The sequence below is a fragment of the Amycolatopsis sp. WQ 127309 genome, assembly GCF_023023025.1.
Taxonomy (GTDB): Bacteria; Actinomycetota; Actinomycetes; order Mycobacteriales; family Pseudonocardiaceae; genus Amycolatopsis.
In genome coordinates this window covers 7,863,273-7,878,268 of the sequence record NZ_CP095481.1, presented here as the reverse complement: position 1 = coordinate 7,878,268, position 14,996 = coordinate 7,863,273, and the positions used below count along the sequence as shown (strand labels likewise).

Here is a 14,996-nt window from a genome sequence, read left to right as displayed (position 1 = left end):
CCCCTCCGGTACCGAGCATCACACGCGGACTCCGTGCCGCGCTACCCGTCGAATTCGTCGGTGCCGCCCGCTACGGTCGCCGCGAACCGAATTCGAGGGGGAACCGATGACCGCGCTGCAGGACGCCGCCGAACGCGGCACGCCGGAGCAGGTGGCGGAGCTGGCGCGCCAGGCCGCCGACGTCGACGCCGAAACCGGGGGCCACACCGCGTTGTGGTGGGCGGTGCACGCGCGCCGGCCGGAGAACGCCCGCGTGCTGGCCGGCGCGGGCGCGGATCCGTGGCGGCCGGACCCGGCCGGCTGGCCGCCCGGGCGGCTCGCGCTGGCCGGGCCCACCCCGGACCTGTTCGGCGCCCCACCCACCGGGATCGCGCTCAGCGACACCGAGGCCGTCATCGTGGCGGCGGCGCCCGGTCTCGGCGCCGCGCTGCACGGCTGCCTGCTGGAAGGCACCGGACTCGCGTGTGTCGCGGGTGTCGACGCGGCGGAGGCGGCGCGGCGGCTCGACGCCGTCACCGCCGATCCCGCGGTCGGCCGGGCGCTGTCCGCGGATCCGTGGGCGCCCGAGGGCACCGATCAGATCGTCGGGGTCACGGACGTGCCCGGCGGCTGCGTCGTCACCCAGCCGTGGGGTTACCTGCCGCAGACCCCGGTCGTCACCGGGCTCCTGTCGGCGGGCACGGTCTGTTACGGCGTGTACTCGAACCCGAAGAGCGGCAACCAGGGGTGCATCGTCCGCGACGGCGTCACCGAAGGGTCGGACCTGCACCCCGGCGGCGCGCCGTACGTCGACTCCTCGGCCCTGGAGGTACTGCTTTCCTATCTGTACCCGGGAAACGCGGCGGCCTACGCCTGCGCGTACGTGGAGCTGCGGCCGGTCGACGCACGCGCGATCGCCGGGCCGCCCGACACCTGGCTCGTGCCGCCCGAGCGGGACTACTGGCACCACTCAGCGTAACCGGAATGGTACCGCGGGAGCATTGCCGGACAAGATCGTATACGACACTCCCGATGCTGCGAGGTGACCCGCGCCCGCCCCCATGACCCTGATCGCCCGGGACTGCCGCTGCTATAAGGCGTCGGGCTGGGGCCGAGAGATGGGCCCGTGGGCCCTCGACGTCTACACCGAGACCAAGTCCGTGTGGCTCCACTACGGCTGTTGATCAGGCCGCAGATCGTATATTATTTGGGATATTTTCGCCCGAACCGGCAGGCAGGAACCACGGATGACCAGCATCGCGCGGCCCGGCAAGATCATCGCGCTGCACCTGAACTACCGCTCCCGCGCCGCGCAGCGCGGCCGGGTCCCCGAGCAGCCGTCGTACTTCCTCAAGCCGCCGACGTCGGTCGCGGCGAGCGGGGACGTCCTCGAGCGCCCGGCCGGCACCGAGCTGCTCGGCTTCGAAGGCGAGATCGCGCTGGTCATCGGCCGGCTCGCCCGCCGCGTCGCCCCCGAGGACGGCTGGTCGTACGTCGGCGGCGTCACCGCGGCCAACGACTTCGGCGTCTACGACCTGCGCTACGCCGACAAGGGCAGCAACCTGCGGTCGAAGGGCGGTGACGGCTTCACCCCGCTCGGCCCGGCCGTGCTGCCCGCCGCGGACGTCGACCCGGCCGCGCTGCGGCTGCGGACCTGGCTCAACGGCGACCTCGTCCAGGACGACACCACCGCCGACCTGCTGTTCGGCTTCGGCCGGCTCGTCGCCGACCTCTCGCAGCTGATCACCCTCGAACCCGGCGACGTCGTGCTCACCGGCACCCCGGCGGGCGCCTCGGTGGCCGGTCCGGGTCACGTCGTCGAGGTCGAAGTCAGCGCCGGAGAGCACACCACCGGCCGTCTGGTCACGCCGATCGCGGCCGGCACCGTCCCGTTCGGACCGTTCGGCGCGCTCCCCCGCGTCGACGAGCAGCAGCGCGCGGACGCCCACGGGACGGCCGAGCCGGAGTTCACCTTGACGCCGGAACTGCGGGCGCGGATCGAATCCGTCGGCACCGCAACGCTTTCCGTCCAGCTCCGCAAGCGCGGGTACCACGACGTCTTCATCGAGGGCCTCACCTCGACCCGGCCCGGCGCCCGGCTGACCGGCCGCGCGCGGACCCTGCGTTACCTGCCCTACCGCGAGGACCTGTTCCGCGCGCACGGCGGCGGCTACAACGCGCAGAAACGCGCGATCGACGCCCTCGGCCCGGGTGACGTCCTGGTGATGGAGGCCCGCGGCGAGCGCGGCACCGGGACCGTCGGCGACATCCTGGCGCTGCGCGCGCAGGTCACCGGCGCGGCCGGGATCGTCACCGACGGCGGCGTCCGCGACCTGGCTGCGGTGTCCGCTTTGGACATTCCCACCTACCACGCCGGGCCGCACCCGGCGGTGCTCGGCCGGCGGCACGTGCCGTGGGACGCCGACGTCGCGATCGCCTGCGGTGGCGCGGCCGTCTGCCCCGGCGACGTCATCGCCGGCGACGGCGACGGCGTGCTCGTCATCCCGCCGCACCTGGTCGAGGAGGTCGTCGACGCGGCGATCGAGCAGGAGCGGCAGGAGACGTTCATCGCCGAGCAGGTCGCCGCGGGCGAGCGCGTCGAAGGCCTCTACCCGCTCGACGAGCACTGGCGCGGGAGGTACGCCGCATGGCTCGCGCGACGGTGACCGGCGCCGCGCCGAGCAAGTCGCGCATCGCCTACGAGTGGATCAAGGCCCGCATCGGCGACGGCACCTTCTCCCCCGGCTACCGGCTGGTCCTCGGCCAGCTCGCGCAGGAACTCGGCGTCAGCGTGGTGCCCGTCCGCGAAGCGATCCGGCTGCTGGAGGCCGAAGGACTCGTCACGTTCGAACGCAACGTCGGCGCGCAGGTCGCGATGGTCGACGAGCGCGAGTACCAGCACACCATGCAGACCCTCGCGCTGGTGGAGGGCTACGCGGCCGCGCTGGCCGCGCCGCTGCTGCCGCCGGGCGCGCTCGACGAGGCCCGTGCGCTGAACGCCCAGCTGGCGGACAGCCTCGGGCACTTCGAGCCCGCGCGGTTCACCGCGCTCAACCGGGACTTCCACGCGGTGCTGTTCGGCGCCTGTCCCAACCCGCAGGTGCTCGACCTGGTCGAGCGCGGCTGGAACCGGCTCAGCGGCCTGCGGAACTCGACGTTCAGCTTCGTGCCCGGCCGCGCCCACGAGTCGGTGGCCGAGCACGAAGCCATCCTCGGCCTGCTCGACGCCGGCGCCCCCGCCGCCGACGTCGAGCGGGCCGTGCGCGACCACCGGCTGGCCACCCTGAACACCTTCCTGGCCCACCGCCACCCCTGACGCAGAAGGGAAACCCATGCGATTCCGCTCCGACCCCCAGGCCATCCGCGGGTCGATCGCGCCGCTGATGACGCCGTTCACCGCCGACGGCGCGGTGGACCACGACGGCCTCGCCAACCTCGTGCGCTGGCAGCTCGCGTCCGGCACCCACGGCATCTCGATCGGCGGCTCCACCGGCGAGCCCGGGTCCCAGACGGTCGCCGAACGCGCCGAGGCGATCCGCACGGTCGCCGCGGCCGTCGGCGACCGCGTCCCGATCGCCGCGGGCACCGGCTCCGCGAAGCTGGACGAGACCCTGGAGCTGACGGCCGCCGGGCGCGACGCCGGGATCGACGCGGCGCTCGTCATCACGCCGTACTACGCGCGCCCGACCCAGGACGCCCTGTTCGTCTGGTACCGCACGGTCGCCGACGAGGTCCCCGACCTGCCGATCGTCGCCTACAACGTGCCCAGCCGCACCGCCGTGGACCTCGCGCCGGAGACCGTCGCGCGGCTGTTCCGCTCGTGCGACAACTTCGTCGGGATCAAGGAGACGACCAAGGACTTCGAGCACTTCTCGCGCGTGCTGCACCTGTGCGGGCGAGAGCTGATCGTGTGGTCCGGGATCGAGCTGCTCTGCCTGCCGCTGCTGGCGCTGGGCGGCGCCGGGTTCGTCAGCGCGACGGCGAACATCGCCCCCGCCGCCTGCGCCGAGATGTACGAGGCCTGGCAGGCCGGTGACCTCGACCGCGCACGGGAGATCCACTACGGCCTGCACCCGCTGGTCGACCTGCTGTTCGTCGAGACCAACCCGGCGCCCGGCAAGTGGGTCCTCGAGCACCGCGGGCTGATCGGGTCCGGCCACGTCCGGCCGCCGCTGCTCCCGCCGTCCGAAGCCGGCGTCGCCCGGATCAAGGACTTCCTGGCCGAAGGCGCGAAGTACCTCTCGCCGGCCGAAGGCTTCACCGTGGAAGAAAAGTCATGAGTCACCACGTCCCGGAAGGACTGCCGGGCGAACTGAAGCACTACATCGGCGGGCAGCTCGTCGACAGCGTCTCGGGCAAGACCTTCGACGTGCTCGACCCGGTGTCGAACACGCCGTACGTCACCGCCGCCGCGGGCCAGGCCGAGGACGTCGACCGGGCGGTCGCCGCGGCGCGCGCTGCGTTCACCGAGGGCCCTTGGCCACGGCTGGCGCCGCGCGCGCGGGCCCGGGTGCTGAACAAGATCGCCGACGCCGTCGAGGCGCAGGACGCCCGGCTGGCCGAGCTGGAGACGTTCGACACCGGCCTGCCGATCACCCAGGCCCTGGGCCAGGCGCAGCGCGCGGCCGAGAACTTCCGGTTCTTCGCCGACCTCGTCGTCGCGCAGGCCGACGACACCTACCAGGTGCCCGGGCGGCAGGTGAACTACGTGCACCGCAAGCCGGTCGGCGTCGCCGGGCTGATCACGCCGTGGAACACGCCGTTCATGCTGGAGAGCTGGAAGCTCGCGCCCGCGCTGGCGGCCGGCTGCACGGTGGTGCTGAAGCCGGCCGAGTTCACCCCGCTGTCGGCGAGCCTCTGGGCGGCGATCTTCGCCGGCGCGGGCCTGCCCGACGGCGTGTTCAACCTGGTCAACGGCTTCGGCGAGGAAGCGGGCGACGCGCTCGTCAAGCACCCCGACGTCCCGCTGATCTCGTTCACCGGTGAGTCCACGACGGGTCAGACGATCTTCCGCAACTGCGCGACCGGGCTCAAGGGCATGTCGATGGAGCTGGGCGGGAAGTCCCCGGCGATCGTCTTCGCCGACGCGGACCTCGACGCCGCGCTCGACTCGACGTTGTTCGGCGTGTTCTCGCTCAACGGCGAACGCTGCACCGCGGGCAGCCGGATCCTCGTCGAGCGCCCGATCTACGACGAGTTCTGCGAACGCTACGCCGAGCGGGCACGCAACATCGTCGTCGGCGACCCGCACGACCCGGCGACCGAGGTCGGCGCGCTCGTGCATCCCGAGCACTACGCCAAGGTGATGCGCTACGTCGAACTCGGCAAGTCCGAGGGGCGCCTGCTCGCGGGCGGCGGCCGTCCGTCCGGTGTGGACAGTGGCAGCTACGTCGCGCCGACGGTGTTCGCCGACGTCGCGCCGGACGCCCGGATCTTCCAGGAGGAGATCTTCGGCCCGGTCGTCGCGCTGACGCCGTTCGACACCGAAGCGGAGGCCCTGGCGCTGGCCAACGACGTCAAGTACGGGCTGGCCGCCTACCTGTGGACGTCGAACCTGGAGCGGGCGCACACCTTCGCGCAGTCGGTCGAGGCCGGGATGGTCTGGCTGAACTCGCACAACGTCCGCGACCTGCGCACGCCGTTCGGCGGCGTCAAGGCGTCCGGCCTCGGCCAGGAGGGCGGCTACCGCTCGCTCGACTTCTACACCCACCAGCAGGCGATCCACGTCTCGCTCGGGCCGGTGCACACGGCCCGCTTCGGCAGCGTCCGGAAAGGACAGTCATGACCGTCACCCCGCCGGACGTCCTGCGCTGCGCGTACGCCGAACTCGTCGTCACCGATCTAGCCGCCTCACGCGACTTCTACGTCGGCGTGCTCGGGCTCGTCGTGTCCTATGAGGACGACGAGGCGTTGTACCTGCGGGCGTTCGAGGAGTACCTGCACCATTCTCTGGTGCTGCGGAAGGGGGCGACGCCCGCGCTGGCCGTGCTCGGCTACCGCGTCCGCGGCGCGGCCGACCTCGACCTCGCCGAGGCGTACTACCGCGCCCTCGGCTGCCGGGTCGAGCGCCGGGCGGCGGGCGCGACCCGTGGCATCGGCGAAGCGGTCCGCGTCGAAGACCCGCTCGGGTTCCCGGTGGAGTTCTTCTGCGAGGCCGAGCACGTCGAGCGGTTCACCCAGCGCTACGACGTCCACGGCGCCGGCGCGCTGGCGCGGCTGGACCACTTCAACCTCGACACCCCGGACGTCCCGGCGGCCCGGAAGTACTACGAGGGCCTGGGTTTCCGCGTCTCGGAGGACATCCAGGACGACGAGGGCACGGTCTACGCGGCCTGGATGTTCCGCAAGCCGACGGTGCACGACGTCGCCCTCACCGGCGGCGACGGGCCGCGGCTGCACCACATCGCGTTCGCCGGCCACGAGCGGACGCAGATCCTGCACGTCTGCGACCACCTCGGCGCGCTGCGCCGGTCCGGCATGATCGAACGCGGGCCGGGCCGCCACGGCGTGTCGAACGCGTTCTACCTCTACGTCCGCGACCCCGACGGGCACCGGATCGAGATCTACACGCACGACTACTACACCGGCGACCCGGACAACCCGGTGATCACCTGGGACGTCCACGACAACCAGCGCCGCGACTGGTGGGGCAACCCGGTGGTGCCGAGCTGGTACGCCGACGCGTCGGCGGTCCTGGACCTGGACGGGAAGCCCCAGCCGCTGATCGCCCGGGCCGAGGCGCGCGAAGCCGACGTCACCATCGGCGCCGACGGCTTCTCGTACACGTCGAAGGACGCCGAATTCAAGCTGGGCGAACAGGTTTGAGCCACCGGGTGAACCACTCGCGGGTGCGGTGCAGGAAATCGAGCTGGTGCTCGCGGCCGCGCAGCGAGTGGTTCTCCCCGGGGTAGACGGCGAACTCGTGCTCGACGCCGAAGTGGCGCAGCGCGCGGTGGAGGAACTCGGCCTGCGAGAGCGGGACGTTCGTGTCGTCCGCGCCGTGCAGCAGCAGGATCGGCGTCCGGATGTCGGCGGCGTAGGAGATCGGGCTGTTCCGGTCGTGCCGGTGCGGGCCCGGGCCCTCCCAGCCGATGCTGCCGCCCAGCGCCGCCTCGAACGGCGGGCCTTGCTCGCCGGTGGCGGCCAGCATGCCCCAGTCGCTGATGCCCGCGTTGACGTACGCCGCGGCGAAGCGGTCGCTGCGCGCGGCCGCCCAGGCGGCGAGGAACCCGCCGTGGCTCCCGCCGCCGATGCCGAGCCGGTCCGGATCGGCGACACCGGCGTCGATCAGCAGGTCGATGCCGGTGAGGATGTCCGTCCACTCCGCGCCGCCGACCTCACCGGCGACGGATACGGCGAACGCGTGGCCGTGGCCCTGGCTGCCGCGCGGGTTGGGCAGGAAGGCGGCGAACCCGTCGTCGGCCAGCCACCGCGCGACCCGGAACCAGCCGACCATGAAGCGGTCGGCGTAGCGGTCGTACGGGCCGCCGTGCGGCAGCGTGACCAGCGGGAACGGGCCGTCCTGGCGGGTGGTGCCGGGCGGGAGGACCAGCAGGCCGTCCAGCCCCAGGCCGTCGTCGGCGCGGTACGCCAGACGCTCCTGCGGGCCCCAGGTCCTGGCGCGCAGCTCCGGGCTGCAGTCGGTGAGCCGGGTCAGCGGGCCGCCCGGAGGTCCGACGTGGACGTCGTCGGGCTCGGTCGCGGTGCTCGCCACCACGGCGACGACACCGCCGCCGTGGCTCAGGAAGTCGAGGGAGCCCGGCGCGTGGGCGATCTCGGTGAACCTGCGGGTGGCCGGGTCGAGCCGCCGGATCGTGGTGTCGAGGCCTTCGGCGAACAGCGCGAGCGGCGGGCCGTCGTCGACCTGGACGAGTTCCACCGGGCAGACGTCCATCCCCTCGGTGAGGTCGGCGTCGTCCTCGGCGTCGAAGATCGCGTAACCGCCGACGAGCCCGGGCCGGGTCACGCCGCGGTAGAGGAGGCGGTCGCCCCACCAGGCGAGCGCGGACGCCTCGACGGCCGGGGCGGGGAGGTCGCGGCCGCCGACCAGGTGGAGCCGCGGTTCGAGCATGCCGGGATCGGGGTCGGCGACCGGCCAGGTCAGGACGGCGAGGGGGCCGCCGCCGGGGTGGGCCGCGACCTCGACGACGTGCCGGTCACCGAGGTCGCCGTGCGGCCGGACGTCGCCGGTGGCCAGGTCGAGCAGCCACAGCCGGTCGGGCGGGCTCGGCACGCGCAGGTACGGGTCTTTCGCGGGCTCTTCGCCGGGCCCGACGAGGACCACGAGGTCGCCGGGCAGCGGGACGCAGGCGGTGACGGGCCGGTCCGTCAGGCGTTCGGCGTTCCCGGTGAGCGGGACCCGGTGGAGCCGTCCGGCGGCCAGGTAGAACACCGAGCCGGAGTCCGGGGCCCACCGGGGTGCCTCGGCGGTACCGGCCAGCTCGCGCGGTGGCGTGCTGCCGTCGGCGGGGACGAGCCACAGGTCACCGGCCTTCCGGCCCCGGGTCGTCGTCAGGTACACGACCCAGCGGCCGTCGGGGGAGACCCGCGGCTCCCTCGGCACGATCCGGTCGACGACGGCTTCGGCGCTCAGGTTCCCCATGAACGCAGTCTGGCAGCCATCCGCGCGACCGGTGGCGCCGAATCTCCGGTGGGCGTGTCCGGGTGCGAGGGAGCGATGGATGGACGGCGAAGCACTGCCCCCGGGCTGGGACCTGGTCGTGGAGCGGCTCAGCCTGCGGGTCGCCACGGCCGCGGAGCTGACCGTCGACCTCACGACGCGGCCGGCGCTGCGCCGGATCCGCTCGACCGTCGCCGGCTGCCTCGGCTTCGGGCGGACGAAGGACGAGCCGCTCGGCGCGCTGCTGCTCGTGGTCGACGAGCTGGTCGGCAACGCCTACGACCACACCCCGCACCCGTCCTCGCTGCGGGTGACGCGCGAGCTGCGCGGCCTGCTGGTCGAGGTCGTCGACGAAGACCCGTCGGTCGAGCGCGTCGCGGCCGGCGGCGGCCACGGCCTGCAGCTGGTCGAACAGCTGTCGCTGGGGTGGGGCGTGCGCGCGACCGAACCGGGCAAGACGGTGTGGGCGCTCGTCCCGGCCCAGCTGTTCCGCGACCACTGACCGCTCACGGCTCGTTCCCCGGCGTGCGCGGACGGCGCGCTCAGTCCGCCGGGAGCGCGCCGAGCAGCTCCTCGTGGTGGCCCGCCGCCCGCAGGACCGGCGCGTCGAGCAGCCCCGCGGCGGGGTCGCCGGCGCGCACCGCGGCGAGGAACCGCACGACGGCGCGGGGCTCGGGCAGCACTTCGCCGCCGAGGTAGGCCAGCACGACGGCGTCGCCGCCGGAGTCCTCCAACGCGACGGCCCAGCCGTGCACCTCGTCCCAGACGAGGGCGAGATCGTGCCCGGGGAACCGGCGCAGCCGCCAGTCGAGGGCGACGTAGGCCGACACCGGGGTGTCGAGGTCGATGGTGCCGGACTCCGGCCCGACCCCCACGGCCCGGGCGACCGCCCCCAGGTAACCGCGCAACCGCCGCTCGAACGAGAACTCCGTGTCGCGCCCGAAATCGATGGAAATGCTCAACGCCGCCTCGCTTTCCCCGTCGGCGCGGGATCTTCCGCTGCCCGATCGCGGGTACCCCACGCCCCCGTGGATCAACCGCGCCGGCGGGCACCGGTGCCGGCCGATGGGACAGGGAAAGGACAGGCACGGTGCGCTGCCTTCCCCCGTGAGGCAGGATCGGGGTGTGACGATCGATCAGGCCGGTGCGCCCCAGGCCCGCCCGGGCCCGGCCTTCCCCGAACACGAATCCCGCGTCGACGACCTCAGGCGGCAGCTGGCGGCGGTCGCCGGCGAAGCCACGGTCCGGCTGGCGAAGCGGACGTCGAACCTCTTCCGCTCCCGCACCTCGGCCGGGCACCCCGGCCTGGACGTCTCCGGGTTCACCCACGTGCTGCGCGTCGACCCGGAGACGCTGACCGCCGACGTCGAAGGCATGGTCACCTACGAGCAGCTGGTCGACGCCACGCTGCCGCACGGGCTGATGCCCCTGGTGGTCCCGCAGCTCAAGACGATCACCCTCGGCGGCGCGGTCACCGGCCTCGGCATCGAGTCGAGCTCGTTCCGCAGCGGCATGCCGCACGAGTCGGTGCTGGAGCTGGAGATCATGACCGGCGACGGCGGCATCGTCGTCGCCACGCCGGACAACGAGCACCGCGACCTGTTCCACGGCTTCCCGAACTCCTACGGCACGCTCGGGTACGCGCTGCGCCTGCGGATCCGGCTGGAACCGGTGAAGCCGTTCGTGAAGGTGCGCCACGTCCGCCACCACGACCGCGAGGCGCTGTTCGCGGCCCTCGGTGAGGTCTGTACCACTCGGGCGTACGAGGGCGAGGCGGTCGACTTCGTCGACGGCACCGTGTTCGGCCCGGACGAGCTGTACCTCACGCTGGGCACGTTCACCGACACCGCGCCGGCGACGAGCGACTACACCTGGCTCGACATCTACTACCGCTCGATCCAGCGTCGCGAGACCGACCACCTCACCGTCCGTGACTACCTGTGGCGCTGGGACACCGACTGGTTCTGGTGTTCGCGCGCCTTCGGCGTCCAGTCCCGGCTGCCCCGGCTGCTGATGGGCCGCCGGTTGCTGCGCTCTTCGGTCTACTGGAAGCTCGTCGCGCTCGACCGCCGCTTCGGGATCGCCGCCAAGCTCCTCAAGCTCCGGCGGATGCCGCCCGAGGAGACGATCGTGCAGGACATCGAGGTGCCGCTGAGCCGGGCCGCGGACTTCCTCGAGTTCTTCGAGCGGGAGATCCCGATCAGCCCGGTGTGGATCTGCCCGCTGCGCCAGCGCCCCGGCGGGGTGCGCTGGCCGCTCTACGAACTGGACCCCGAGGAGCTCTACGTCAACTTCGGGTTCTGGTCTTCGGTACCCCTCGACCCGGGCGAACGCGACGGCGTTCACAATCGGATGATCGAAGCCGAGGTCACCCGCCTCGGCGGGCACAAGTCGCTCTACTCGGACAGCTTCTACTCCGAGGAAGAGTTCTGGCGCCTCTACAACGGGGACGCCTACCGGGAGCTCAAGCGGGCCTACGACCCGGACGGCCGGTTGCTCGGCCTCTACGAGAAGTGCGTCCGGCGCCGGTGAACGCCCTGAAAGGAACGAACGTGACCAAGGCAACCATCCCGGTCGGCGATGTCTTCGCACGCCTGCTCGGCCCCAGCTCCACGGTGTCCATCACCGCCTACGACGGCACCGGCACCGGCCCGGCCGACGCGCCGGTGGCCATCGAGGTCCGCTCGCCGCTCGCGCTGGACTACCTGATCTCCTCCCCCGGTGACCTCGGCCTGGCCCGCGCCTACGTCGCCGGCGCCATCGACGTCAAGGGCGACCTCTACACGGCGCTGCACGCGCTGGCGGCCCAGGTCGACCAGCTGACCCCGGCCGACCGCGTCTGGCTGCTGCGCAAGCTCGGGCCCGCCCACCTGCGCCGCGTCGAGCCGCCCGCCGAGGAGCTGCCCGGCCGGTTCCGGCGGAGCCTGTCCGGCCTGCGGCACTCGAAGGAGCGCGACAGCAGCGCGATCTCGAACCACTACGACGTCTCCAACCGGTTCTACGAGCTGGTCCTCGGGCCGTCGATGGCCTACACCTGCGCCGTGTTCCCCGAGGACGGCGCCACGCTGGAGCAGGCCCAGGAGCACAAGTTCGACCTGGTCTGCCGCAAGCTCGGCCTCAAGCCCGGCATGAAGCTGCTCGACGTCGGCTGCGGCTGGGGCGGCATGGTCGCGCACGCCGTCCGCCACTACGGCGTCGAGGCGCTCGGGGTCACACTTTCGCGTGAACAGGCGCAGTGGGCGCAGAAGAACATCGTCGCCCTCGGCCTGGCCGACCGCGCCGAGATCCGGCACCTCGACTACCGGGACGTCACCGAAACCGGGTTCGACGCGATCTCGTCGATCGGCCTGACCGAGCACATCGGCGCCCGCAACGTGCCCGGCTACTTCCGCTTCCTGGCCGCCAAGCTGAAGCCGCACGGCCGGCTGCTCAACCACTGCATCACCAACCCGGACTCGAGCGTCGCGCACCGCTCCCGCGGCTTCATCGACCGCTACGTCTTCCCGGACGGCGAGCTGGAGGCCCCCGGCGAGCTGATGACGGCCATGCACGACAGCGGCCTGGAGGTGCGGCACTCGGAGAACCTCCGCGAGCACTACGCGACCACCCTGGCCGGCTGGTGCGCCAACCTCGACGAGCACTGGGACGAGGCCGTCGCCGAGGCCGGGGCGGGCCGGAGCCGGGTGTGGGCGCTCTACCTCGCGGCCTGCCGGCTGGCGTTCGAACGGCGGGAGATCGAGCTGCACCAGATCCTCGGCGTGCGCACCGACAACCAGGGCGGAATGGGGATGCCGCTGCGGCCCGACTGGGGTGTTTGAGACCGGGCGTGCCTCTCGCGCGCACTTCTGCGAGGATGGTCACGAGACCGGGCGTCCGAACGGGGCGGCCAGGCTCACTGATGAGAAGTAGGTATGGGTATGGCTCAGGGCAGTGTCAAGTGGTTCAACGGTGAAAAGGGCTTCGGCTTCATCGCTCAGGATGGCGGGGGTCCGGACGTGTTCGTCCACTACTCCGAGATCCAGGGCACCGGCTTCAAGTCGCTCGACGAGGGCCAGCGTGTGGAGTTCGAGATCGGGCAGGGCCAGAAGGGCCCCCAGGCCCAGCGGGTCAGCGTCATCTGAACCACGCGACATTGGAATGCCCTCGCCCCCTCGGGGCGGGGGCATTCCCCTTTTTCCGGGGCTCTCCGGGGTCGGACGCCGTCAGCGGTTGGACGTCGGGAACCGGCGGCCGGGGGTGCCGAGGGCGACGAGCTCGGTGTACTGGGCCTGCCAGGACTGCTCGGTGGCCAGCAGGTCGGCCAGGCGCTGGGTCCAGCCGGCGTCGACGGTGACCTCGGCGGTGCCGAGGTGCCGGTGGGTCTCGTCGCGGGCCTTGAGCCATTCGGAGAGGGTCGGGTCCAGGGCGGGTCCACCTGCTCGTTCTGCCATCCGCCCACCGTACTGCGCCGGTGCGCCCCAGGTCCGCTCGTTCGCCACACAGCGGGCTCACACGCGGCTCAGGTAGCCTCGGAAGCACGGGAGCACCTCGTAGGCCGGCGCAGTGCCGGGCACACTCCCGTCCCTCGGCCCTTGACGGCCGGGCGCCGGCAGGAGCGGCGACCGTGCGGCGGGCCGCGCGTACACAGCTGATCGAGCCGGGTGTCCCGCGTCCCCGGCCTCCCGCGCAGGACCCCCTCCGCGCGTGGCGAAGACCTCGAAACGAGTGGTGCATGACCTCACCCACCCCGGTGAAACCCCGACCTGCCCCGAAGCCGGTCCTCTCCGGCAAGCAGACCATCCCCGAGCTGCTCACCATCCGCGCCTTCCTCCTCATCCCGTTCCTCGCGCTCGCCGCGGCGGTCCCGGTGTTCTGGGGCTGGGGCGTCAGCTGGCTGGACCTGGCGATCGGCGGCGGCTTCTTCGTCGTCTCGACGCTCGGGATCACCATCGGCTACCACCGCTACTTCACGCACGGAGCGTTCCGGGCGAAGCGGGCGCTGCGCATCGCGCTCGCCATCGCCGGCGGCCTCGCCGCCCAGGGCCCCGTGATCACCTGGGTGGCCGACCACCGCCGCCACCACGCCTTCTCCGACCGCGAGGGCGACCCGCACTCCCCGTGGCTGTTCGGCACGTCCCCGGTCGCGCTGGCCCGCGGCTTCTGGCACGCGCACATGGGCTGGCTCTTCGGCCGCGACAAGACCAACATCGAGCGGTTCGCCCCCGACCTGGCCGCCGACCGCGACATCCGCGTCGTCGACCGCCTCTTCCCGGTGTGGGTGGTGACGAGCCTGCTGCTCCCGGCGCTGCTCGGCGGCCTGATCACGCTGTCGTGGTGGGGCGCGCTGACCGCGTTCCTGTGGGCCGGGCTGGCCCGGATCTCCTTCCAGCACCACGTGACGTGGTCGGTGAACTCGATCTGCCACATGATCGGCGAACGGCCGTTCGCGAGCCGGGACCGCTCGGCGAACTTCTGGCCGCTGGCGATCCTGTCGATGGGCGAGTCCTGGCACAACTCCCACCACGCGGACCCGACGTCGGCCCGCCACGGCGTGCAGCGCGGCCAGATCGACATCTCCGCCCGGGTGATCTGGGCGTTCGAGAAGCTCGGCTGGGCCTGGCAGGTCCGCTGGCCGACGGCCAAGCGCCTCGCCGCCATGGCGCGCTGAAAGCCCGCCGAAACTCCTTGCCGGTCGTCGCGGGCGGGGTGGACCGTGAACGGATGGACACGGTCGCCCTGACCTTCGACGACGGCCCCCACCCGGAGACGACGCCGGCGCTGCTCGCCGCACTGGGCGACGCGCCGGCGACGTTCTTCCTCCAGGGGACGCACGCCGTCGATCACCCGGACCTGGTCCGGGCGATCGCGGCGGCCGGGCACACCATCGGCAACCACAGCTGGACCCACCCGCGGCTGCCGTCGCTCTCCCCCGCGGCCCGGGAGCTGGAGGTGGCGCGCACGCAGGACCTCCTGGCCGGGATCACCGGCACCCGGCCGCGGCTGTTCCGCCCGCCGTACGGCGACACGGACGCTTCGGTGGCGGCCACGATCGCCGGGCACGGGCTCACCGAGGTCCTGTGGACGATCGACACCCGCGACTGGGCCGGGGTTTCGACCGGCGAGATCGTCGACACCGCAGCCGCGGTCGAGCCGGGCGGGATCATCCTGATGCACGACGGCGGTTACGCGTCGACGGTCGCCGCCGTCCCCCGCATCCTGGCCGCGCTCGCTTCCCGGGGCCTGCGCGCGGCCGCGGTCACGGGTTGACGCGCGCGTAGTCCGTCTTCGGCTTTCGGCCTGCCCGCGTACCGTCTGGCCCGTGCCCCATTTCCTCTCGTTCTCCGGCGTCACGTTGTCGGATTCCGAGCGAGGACAGGACGAGCGCCACCAGGGCGCGTTCGACCGGAATTGCGTGCAC

Annotated in this window: 15 protein-coding genes; 12 read left to right on the top strand and 3 right to left on the bottom strand. The window is 72.6% G+C overall.

The genetic code is table 11. The annotated features are described in order from the left end of the window. Positions 1-106: 106 nt before the first annotated feature. From MUY22_RS35585 to hpaD, 6 genes are all read left to right on the top strand, one after another. On the top strand, positions 107-958 hold the full coding sequence (locus tag MUY22_RS35585; RefSeq protein WP_247051558.1) for an ankyrin repeat domain-containing protein: 852 nt from the start codon (positions 107-109) through the stop codon (positions 956-958). A 268-nt stretch (positions 959-1,226) separates the two neighbouring features. Continuing rightward, complete coding sequence (locus tag MUY22_RS35580; RefSeq protein WP_247051557.1) at positions 1,227-2,645, top strand: fumarylacetoacetate hydrolase family protein; 1,419 nt, start codon at positions 1,227-1,229, stop codon at positions 2,643-2,645. After that, positions 2,627-3,295: a GntR family transcriptional regulator gene (locus tag MUY22_RS35575; RefSeq protein ID WP_247051556.1), complete on the top strand. Its 669-nt coding sequence runs from the start codon at positions 2,627-2,629 to the stop codon at positions 3,293-3,295. The genes MUY22_RS35580 and MUY22_RS35575 overlap by 19 nt, the downstream gene beginning before the upstream one ends. Before the next feature lie 16 nt (positions 3,296-3,311). Beyond that, positions 3,312-4,259: a 4-hydroxy-tetrahydrodipicolinate synthase gene (dapA, locus tag MUY22_RS35570; protein WP_247051555.1), complete on the top strand. Its 948-nt coding sequence runs from the start codon at positions 3,312-3,314 to the stop codon at positions 4,257-4,259. Next, the gene (gene hpaE, locus MUY22_RS35565; protein ID WP_247051554.1) at positions 4,256-5,764 is read left to right on the top strand and encodes a 5-carboxymethyl-2-hydroxymuconate semialdehyde dehydrogenase; all 1,509 of its coding nucleotides are present in this window, start codon (positions 4,256-4,258) and stop codon (positions 5,762-5,764) included. The genes dapA and hpaE overlap by 4 nt, the downstream gene beginning before the upstream one ends. Then, positions 5,761-6,804 (top strand): 3,4-dihydroxyphenylacetate 2,3-dioxygenase, encoded by a 1,044-nt coding sequence (hpaD, locus tag MUY22_RS35560; protein WP_247051553.1) that lies wholly within the window; start codon positions 5,761-5,763, stop codon positions 6,802-6,804. The genes hpaE and hpaD overlap by 4 nt, the downstream gene beginning before the upstream one ends. On the opposite strand, the gene MUY22_RS35555 is transcribed toward hpaD, so the two are convergent. After that, positions 6,782-8,581 (bottom strand): prolyl oligopeptidase family serine peptidase, encoded by a 1,800-nt coding sequence (locus MUY22_RS35555; protein ID WP_247051552.1) that lies wholly within the window; start codon positions 8,579-8,581, stop codon positions 6,782-6,784. The two genes, hpaD and MUY22_RS35555, sit on opposite strands and share 23 nt — an antisense overlap. Before the next feature lie 79 nt (positions 8,582-8,660). Between MUY22_RS35555 and MUY22_RS35550 the strand changes: the two genes are divergently transcribed. Beyond that, entirely contained in the window at positions 8,661-9,101 is a 441-nt protein-coding gene (locus tag MUY22_RS35550) for an ATP-binding protein (RefSeq protein WP_247051551.1), read from the top strand. 40 nt (positions 9,102-9,141) lie between these two features. Here MUY22_RS35550 and MUY22_RS35545 read toward each other — a convergent pair whose 3' ends face one another. Further along, the gene (locus MUY22_RS35545; RefSeq protein ID WP_247051550.1) at positions 9,142-9,561 is read right to left on the bottom strand and encodes a DUF6292 family protein; all 420 of its coding nucleotides are present in this window, start codon (positions 9,559-9,561) and stop codon (positions 9,142-9,144) included. A gap of 163 nt (positions 9,562-9,724) precedes the next feature. On the opposite strand from MUY22_RS35545, the gene MUY22_RS35540 reads away from it, so the two are divergent. The 3 genes from MUY22_RS35540 to MUY22_RS35530 all read left to right on the top strand — a co-directional run bounded on the left by MUY22_RS35540 (position 9,725) and on the right by MUY22_RS35530 (position 12,720). After that, positions 9,725-11,131 carry an FAD-binding oxidoreductase gene (locus tag MUY22_RS35540; protein ID WP_247051549.1) on the top strand — a complete coding sequence of 469 codons (1,407 nt, stop codon included), beginning with the start codon at positions 9,725-9,727 and terminating at the stop codon, positions 11,129-11,131. 20 nt (positions 11,132-11,151) lie between these two features. Further along, complete coding sequence (locus MUY22_RS35535) at positions 11,152-12,417, top strand: cyclopropane-fatty-acyl-phospholipid synthase family protein (RefSeq protein ID WP_247051548.1); 1,266 nt, start codon at positions 11,152-11,154, stop codon at positions 12,415-12,417. A gap of 99 nt (positions 12,418-12,516) precedes the next feature. After that, on the top strand, positions 12,517-12,720 hold the full coding sequence (locus MUY22_RS35530; RefSeq protein ID WP_086680104.1) for a cold-shock protein: 204 nt from the start codon (positions 12,517-12,519) through the stop codon (positions 12,718-12,720). Positions 12,721-12,801: 81 nt separating this feature from the next. Here MUY22_RS35530 and MUY22_RS35525 read toward each other — a convergent pair whose 3' ends face one another. Next, a complete protein-coding gene (locus tag MUY22_RS35525; RefSeq protein WP_247051547.1) occupies positions 12,802-13,029 on the bottom strand; it encodes a hypothetical protein in 228 nt (75 codons plus the stop codon). A gap of 281 nt (positions 13,030-13,310) precedes the next feature. Here MUY22_RS35525 and MUY22_RS35520 point away from each other — a divergent pair, with 281 nt between their 5' ends. Together MUY22_RS35520 and MUY22_RS35515 are read left to right on the top strand one after the other, a co-directional pair. Continuing rightward, the gene (locus tag MUY22_RS35520; protein ID WP_247051546.1) at positions 13,311-14,246 is read left to right on the top strand and encodes an acyl-CoA desaturase; all 936 of its coding nucleotides are present in this window, start codon (positions 13,311-13,313) and stop codon (positions 14,244-14,246) included. A gap of 53 nt (positions 14,247-14,299) precedes the next feature. Continuing rightward, the gene (locus MUY22_RS35515; protein ID WP_247051545.1) at positions 14,300-14,845 is read left to right on the top strand and encodes a polysaccharide deacetylase family protein; all 546 of its coding nucleotides are present in this window, start codon (positions 14,300-14,302) and stop codon (positions 14,843-14,845) included. The last annotated feature ends 151 nt before the right edge of the window (positions 14,846-14,996 follow it).